Origin of the sequence: Photorhabdus temperata (assembly GCF_025384845.1) — a bacterium.
Taxonomy (GTDB): domain Bacteria; phylum Pseudomonadota; class Gammaproteobacteria; order Enterobacterales; family Enterobacteriaceae; genus Photorhabdus; species Photorhabdus temperata.
Genome location: NZ_JAJAFX010000103.1, coordinates 1 through 6,261 on the forward strand (window position 1 = coordinate 1; position 6,261 = coordinate 6,261).

Below are 6,261 nucleotides of genomic sequence, written 5' to 3' on the forward strand. Positions count from 1 at the left end.
GTATGATGGCGTCGGGATAGTCCCTAAGATCCTCTAGGGCTAAATGGGGGTCCGAACCCGTATGCGTACGTCCATAATCCGGCAAACTGGATTGATCCGCTGGGTCTGGCTGGCTGTCCTGGAACAAAAGAAATTTCAAGGGGTGACAACCCTTATCAAACAAGGGTAGATCCAAGAATCCCAAATAGACCTGACCCTAACTATTCAATAGATACAAGTACTTTCACTAGTGGCAAAATGACTGCTAATGGTGGTATCAGAAACAATAAAGAATTTTGGCAACAATGGAGTAATTTGCAGCCAGATTCTTTAAGTAAAAGTAATATGTACCGAATAAAAGAGTTAGGATTATCACCTAAAATAGATAATCAATGGATTAAGGCGTTTCCAGAACATGTGAATTACAAGGGTGAAACATTAATTCACCATCACGTTGATTTTGGGCATTACGCAATACCCGTCCCGAGTTCAACTCATGTTGGCAGTGGCGGTATATGGCATACAAAATAAAAAGGAGAATTTTATGTTGCTAACGATTAAAGAAATAAGCGAACAATTAGATGAGAAATTCTCACCATTAGGTGATGACTTTGATGACCTGAAATTATCGAAAAGATACAAACCGTTATTAAACGTTGAAATCTCAGAAAAAAAACTGAATATCGCATTCCCTAAAGAATTTATATCATTCATAAAAGACTATGATTTAGATAACTTCTCATTAGGAAACATATCATTTGGTAATGGCTCTGATTATCTTGAAATGATAGTAAATATTAATAGTAAGGATAATTTTAATCATTGGTGGATTGGTGAAAATAGACCTAAAGAATTTATTGTCATAGCAATATCTGATCCTTATACCATATTGCTAAACACTATTGCTGGTGAGGTTTTTGTCATGACCAGTGAATCATCAATGAATGACTTTGAACAAGTTTCAGCTAATTTTGAATTATTTATCAGAGGTGTTGGGACTATTTTCTTAGGTAAAGAAACATCCACAAAAATCATTGAATATGTTGGTTCTCGGACAAATGAATTTTGGGAAGAAATAGCAAATTAAATGATGTTAAGGCCGGAAAGATCTTTCCGGCCTTCTGATGATCTACCGTGGCGCATACCCACGATAAGCCAGTGCCGACTGAAGCTTACCGATCGCATCCTTAATCTGATACGCTTCCTCGTCATTCACCGCGCAAGCCCGTATCTCCGCCCAGCTCAGCCGCTTCACCAGTTGGGCTAAGGCCAGCGCTTCAATGTGGGTTAACTGAATGTCCTGTAAATGTTCAATCACCACGTTCATTTTATCCTCTCCCTTAGCCCGCGTTGTACTCAGCCAGCATCTCCCGCATCCGCAGCTTAATCTCATTAAGCTGGCTCTGCTGCCGCTGGTATTGCTGCTGATAGTGTTGCGTAGCTTCACTGTCAGGAATGAGCACCAGACAACCGTCCATCACCTTCACCGTAATCTGGCCCCCGGTATTAAATCCCGCCTGTCTCAGCCACTGCCCCTTAAGATGTATTGCCGGTGTGGCGTTGTTGATCTTATTCCCGTTCGGCACATAACCCACCGTGTAATAACGTTCTGTTTTCACGGCTTTATTTACCGCCGCTTCTGCTTTAGAATGCGCCTTAGCCATAGTAACTACCTCTTTTAGTTGCTTGTGGTGAGCGGCGTTGGTGTGGTCTCAACACATCAGCGCCGCGCTATTTTTATCCCTCCGGTTCATCAACGGACAGTAAAGCAGACTCCATACGCTGCTTGGCAATCATGGCATCAATGATCTTGATAACCGTTTCCTGATCTTCCTGTGCCAGTCGTTCCAGAACCTGAAAACGCCTAAATAATCGAGAGTTAGCCAACGGTGAATCTTCAACAGGATTGCCTGTCAGCAGATAATCCACAGTGACCCCTAACACATCAGCCAGCTTAACCATCATCTCAGCGGGAGGTATGTTAAGTCCGCTTTCGTACTTGTTCAGTTGTTGAAAACGGATCTCAACTTTCCCAGCCAGTTCTTTCTGAGGCCATCCCTTCTGCTTACGTAGCGCCTTGAGACGTACCCCAAACTCTTTGCGGAGTTCAGCATTTTGCATAATCAAAAACTCTGTTTGCATAGTGACTCCGTTAGTGTAAGGGCTTGTCTGAATTAGGGGTTGCAAGTAACTCCTAAAAGGATTATAAATAAATCCAATTAGGAGTCAATTTAAATCTTGACAGGATTTAGGAGTCAACAACATGGCACGGATACCCGAAGCAGAATTACAGCACCTGAAAGCCGCCGTCTCCTTAGTCGCCGTAGTGGAGCAACAGAGGCGACAGCTCTTTAAACGCGGCAAAGATTACGTGCTGCTGTGCCCGTTCCATCAGGAGAAAACCCCGTCAATGGTTATCTCACCGGCAAAAAATCTCTATCACTGTTTTGGCTGTGATGCCGGCGGCTCAGTACTGGACTGGGTGATGAAAACCGAAGGCTTAAGCCTGCGCCATGCCGTAGAACGCCTGCGCGGGGAACTGGGCGAGAATCCGGCAATCGCCCCGCTGGTCCAGCCAAATGAACCCGCCGTGCTGGCCGAAGACGAAGCCGGACGGCAGGCGCTGCTTAATCGGGTGGTGGAGTTCTATCACCAGACGTTGCTGAACGCCCCCGAAGCGCTGGCTTATCTGGAAAAACGCCGGTTAAACCACCCGGAATTAGTCGCCTGTTTTAAACCGGGCCTGGCCAACCGCACGCTGGGTTACCGGCTGCCCGCCAGTAAATACAAGGCCGGGTCAGCTATCCGTACCCGGTTAATGGCGGCAGGTATCCTGCGGGACAACGGACATGAGCACTTCCGGGGTTCACTGGTGATACCGGTTATCGATATGCACGGCCAGATACGCGAAATCTACGGGCGTAAAATCGGTGAGGACCTGCGCAAAAACACCCCCAGGCATCTGTATCTGCCCGGCGCACATGGCGGCGTCTGGAATGAACCGGCAATGGCGGCGTCAGCCTCGCTTATCCTGTGTGAATCGTTAATCGACGCGATGTCGTTCTGGGTAGCCGGTTACCGTAATGTCACCGCCGCCTATGGCGTCAATGGTTTTACTCCCGACCACTGGCAGGCCCTGAAACAGCATCAGGTCAGACAGGTGCTGATTGCCTTCGATAATGACCCCGCAGGGAATGACGCAGCGGTGAAACTGGCCGCCGAACTGACCACCGCCGGCCTCACCGTGTTCCGGGTGGTGTTCCCCGAGGGCATGGATGCCAACGGCTATCTGTGTCAGGTCGCCGAGCCGGAACGGGCCTTCGGGTTGTTGCTGGACAGTGCCGTGCCGATGCAGGAAGCGGCAGAGGTACAGGTAACCACCGCCACAGAGCGGGCCGCACTGGCTGAACATCAGCCGGTTCCGGTGCCGGAAACAGTCAGCACCTTAGCCGCCGGGATAGCCGCGTTGCCGTCAGTGCCGAATGTGGTCTGGGAAACCGGCGCTAACGGCGAGATATCCCTCACCCTGGGCACACAACAGTGGGGTATCCGGGGCCTGTCACAGGTGAAAGCCGGGGCGGCAGTGATGAAAGTCAATGTTCAGGTCGTTGATACTGACAGCGGCGTGATGTTCGCGGACAGCGTGGACATGATGAGCGCCCGCGGCCGGAACGGTTATGCGCGGCTGGCCGCCACTGAACTCGGGCTGACCGAAGGTGACCTGAGGCGTTCACTGGGGCAGGTGTTGCTGGTACTGGAACAATGTCAACAGGCCGGGGCCGGTGAACAAACCGAAACCCCGCCGGTTCCCGAACTGAGCGAGGACCAGCGGGCCGCGGCGCTGGCACTGTTGCAAGACCCGCAGCTGAGCGAGCGCATCACCGCTGACTTAGCCGCCTGTGGCGTGGTGGGCGAATCCACTAACCTGCTGGCCGGTTACTTAGCCGCCGTCAGTCGCAAGCTGGAGCGTCCGCTGGCGGTGCTGATACAAAGCAGTTCGGCGGCAGGTAAAAGCAGCTTAATGGATGCCGTCCTCAATCTGATACCGGAAGAAGAACGGCTGCAATACAGCGCCATGACCGGCCAGAGTCTGTTCTATCTGGGGGAAACCAATCTCCAGCATAAAATCTTAGCCATTGCCGAAGAGGAAGGGGTGCGGCAGGCCGCCTATGCGCTTAAGCTGTTGCAAAGCGACGGGGAACTGACCATTGCCTCAACCGGTAAAGATGATGCCAGCGGGAATCTGGTCACCAAACAGTACACAGTGAAAGGACCGGTGATGCTGATGCTCACCACCACGGCGATTGATGTCGATGAAGAGCTGTTAAATCGCTGTCTAGTGCTGACGGTGAACGAATCGCGGGAACAGACCGAAGCTATCCACGCCTTGCAGCGCCATAAGCAAACCCTCGAAGGCTTACTGGCAGAGAATGAAAAGGCGTATATCACCGAACTGCATCAAAACGCCCAGCGGCTGTTGCGCCCGCTCAATGTGGTTAACCCTTATGCTTCACAGTTAACATTCATGAGCGATAAAACCCGCACCCGGCGCGACCACATGAAATATCTCACCCTGATACAAAGTATCGCCCTGCTGCATCAGCACCAGCGCGAAGTGAAGACCGCGGAACACCGGGGCAAACGGCTTGAATATATCGAGGTGACCCAAGACGATATTAGCTTAGCAAACCGGCTGGCCCACGAGATATTAGGCCGCACGCTGGATGAAATGTCACCTCAGACAAGAAAACTGTTACTGCTGATACAAGAGATGGTGAAAGCGACGGCGGCAGCGCAGCAACGCCCGGTGAACGCGGTCCGCTTTACCCGCCGGGATATCCGCCATTACACCCAGTGGAGCGATAACCAGTTAAAAGTCCATTGTCAGCGACTGGCCGACATGGAATATCTGTTAGTCCACGGCGGCAGTCGCGGCCACCTGTTGCAGTATGAACTGCTGTGGAACGGTGACAGCGCAGAAGAAGCCCATCTGTGCGGCCTGATTGACCTGACAGCGCCGGTAAAACCCTGAATATGACTCACGCAAGTTGGACTGACTGAGCCGCAAGTTGCCCCCAAGTTGGGGTCAAGTTGGGCCCAAGTTGGAGGGCGGGAAATGGACGCCAGACCGCAGCAATACTGGGCGGAATGGCTCGCAAGTTGGGGAAGGTTGAAAAACACTGTTCCGGCAATAATAAGAAAAAGCCGTCGTATCGTACTGCCAGTACATCATCGAACCCGAAAACCCGAATAAGAAAACCCGGAATATGACCAACGCAAGTTGGACTAACTGAACCGCAAGTTGCCCTTAAGTTGGGGTCAAGTTGGGCCCAAGTTGGAGGGCGGGAAATGGACGCCAGACCGCAGCAATACCGGGCTGAGCGGTCCGCAAGTTGGGGCAGGCAGAAAAGCACTGTTCCGGCCACCTAAGAATCAAGCCATCGTACCGCAGTGATGTATCACACACTGATAACACTAACCGCTGTTCTCTACAGGAAATCCCATCATGTCATCACCCGTTAAACGTCAATCCCACCCGCTGACCCTGCGCCAGCATCTGGGGGCGTATCTGGATAACCTGCTGTTGCAGGGGGCGAGTCAAAAGAGCCAGTCCGCCCGTCATGAACGGCTGTCGCCATTCGTCATCTGGTGCGAGGAACAGGGCGTAATATCCGCCGCTCAGGTCACCGAGCCGTTACTGGCAAACTGGCAGCAGTCTCTGACCCGGTACCGCAAGGCCAACGGCCAGCTTTATACGCAGGACAGTCAGCGCCGACGCCTGCGGTCCTTACGCCTGTGGTTCGACTGGTTGCAGCAACAGCACGCTATCCCGACCAGCCCGGCGGCAACACTGGCCTCGCCAGACAGAAAAAAACGCCCCTCGGTGACGGAGACCCACGGTCAACCCGACGCCATACCAGCCCGCTTCGCCACCTTACGCCAGCATCTGGCCGCCTGGCTGGAAGCCGTACGAGGACAGGGCTTAAGCGAACGGACCCAGGAGTCCTATGAAGAGCGGCTGTTGCCGTTCGTCACCTGGTGCGAAGCGCGTGGGGTGATGACCGCGCCGCAGGTCAGCCTGCCGTTGCTGGAAAGTTACCAGCGCTGGCTGAGAAGCGCCCGTAAAGCGAACGGTCAACCCTACAGCCCGGGCAGTCAGCGGGACCGCCTGAGTGTCTTACGTCAGTGGTTCCGCTGGCTGTTGCAACGTCACCATATTCTGTATAACCCGACGGATAACATGGTGTTGCCAAGAGAAGAAAAACGGCTGCCGGCGCAGGT

The 6,261-nt window shown here is 52.4% G+C and carries 9 protein-coding genes and 1 pseudogene; 6 read left to right on the top strand and 4 right to left on the bottom strand.

Annotation, left to right across the window (positions count from 1 at the left end):
- Positions 1–27: 27 nt before the first annotated feature.
- From LGZ99_RS24950 to LGZ99_RS23015, 3 genes and pseudogenes are all read left to right on the top strand, one after another.
- Positions 28–144: pseudogene (locus LGZ99_RS24950) on the top strand (RHS repeat-associated core domain-containing protein); the annotation flags it as partial.
- A gap of 93 nt (positions 145–237) precedes the next feature.
- Positions 238–510: a hydrolase gene (locus tag LGZ99_RS23010; protein ID WP_181150309.1), complete on the top strand. Its 273-nt coding sequence runs from the start codon at positions 238–240 to the stop codon at positions 508–510.
- A gap of 13 nt (positions 511–523) precedes the next feature.
- Complete coding sequence (locus tag LGZ99_RS23015) at positions 524–1,066, top strand: nuclease (protein ID WP_105397042.1); 543 nt, start codon at positions 524–526, stop codon at positions 1,064–1,066.
- A 42-nt stretch (positions 1,067–1,108) separates the two neighbouring features.
- Here the strand turns inward: LGZ99_RS23015 and LGZ99_RS23020 are convergent, their stop codons facing one another.
- The 3 genes from LGZ99_RS23020 to LGZ99_RS23030 all read right to left on the bottom strand — a co-directional run bounded on the left by LGZ99_RS23020 (position 1,109) and on the right by LGZ99_RS23030 (position 2,121).
- Positions 1,109–1,306, bottom strand: coding sequence for a DUF7706 family protein (locus LGZ99_RS23020; protein ID WP_105397043.1), 198 nt, complete (start codon positions 1,304–1,306; stop codon positions 1,109–1,111).
- Positions 1,307–1,319: 13 nt separating this feature from the next.
- Entirely contained in the window at positions 1,320–1,643 is a 324-nt protein-coding gene (locus LGZ99_RS23025; RefSeq protein ID WP_262979701.1) for a SymE family type I addiction module toxin, read from the bottom strand.
- A 73-nt stretch (positions 1,644–1,716) separates the two neighbouring features.
- The gene (locus tag LGZ99_RS23030; RefSeq protein ID WP_242685670.1) at positions 1,717–2,121 is read right to left on the bottom strand and encodes a helix-turn-helix domain-containing protein; all 405 of its coding nucleotides are present in this window, start codon (positions 2,119–2,121) and stop codon (positions 1,717–1,719) included.
- A 121-nt stretch (positions 2,122–2,242) separates the two neighbouring features.
- Between LGZ99_RS23030 and LGZ99_RS23035 the strand changes: the two genes are divergently transcribed.
- On the top strand, positions 2,243–5,011 hold the full coding sequence (locus LGZ99_RS23035) for a CHC2 zinc finger domain-containing protein (protein ID WP_262979702.1): 2,769 nt from the start codon (positions 2,243–2,245) through the stop codon (positions 5,009–5,011).
- Positions 5,012–5,018: 7 nt separating this feature from the next.
- On the opposite strand, the gene LGZ99_RS23040 is transcribed toward LGZ99_RS23035, so the two are convergent.
- Positions 5,019–5,393, bottom strand: coding sequence for a hypothetical protein (locus LGZ99_RS23040; RefSeq protein WP_262979703.1), 375 nt, complete (start codon positions 5,391–5,393; stop codon positions 5,019–5,021).
- A 235-nt stretch (positions 5,394–5,628) separates the two neighbouring features.
- Here LGZ99_RS23040 and LGZ99_RS23045 point away from each other — a divergent pair, with 235 nt between their 5' ends.
- Positions 5,629–5,991, top strand: a complete 363-nt coding sequence (locus tag LGZ99_RS23045; RefSeq protein ID WP_262979705.1) for a hypothetical protein — start codon at positions 5,629–5,631, stop codon at positions 5,989–5,991.
- A partial coding sequence (locus LGZ99_RS23050) for a phage integrase N-terminal SAM-like domain-containing protein (protein ID WP_262979704.1) occupies positions 5,939–6,261 on the top strand: 323 nt, incomplete at its 3' end. The genes LGZ99_RS23045 and LGZ99_RS23050, both read left to right, overlap by 53 nt.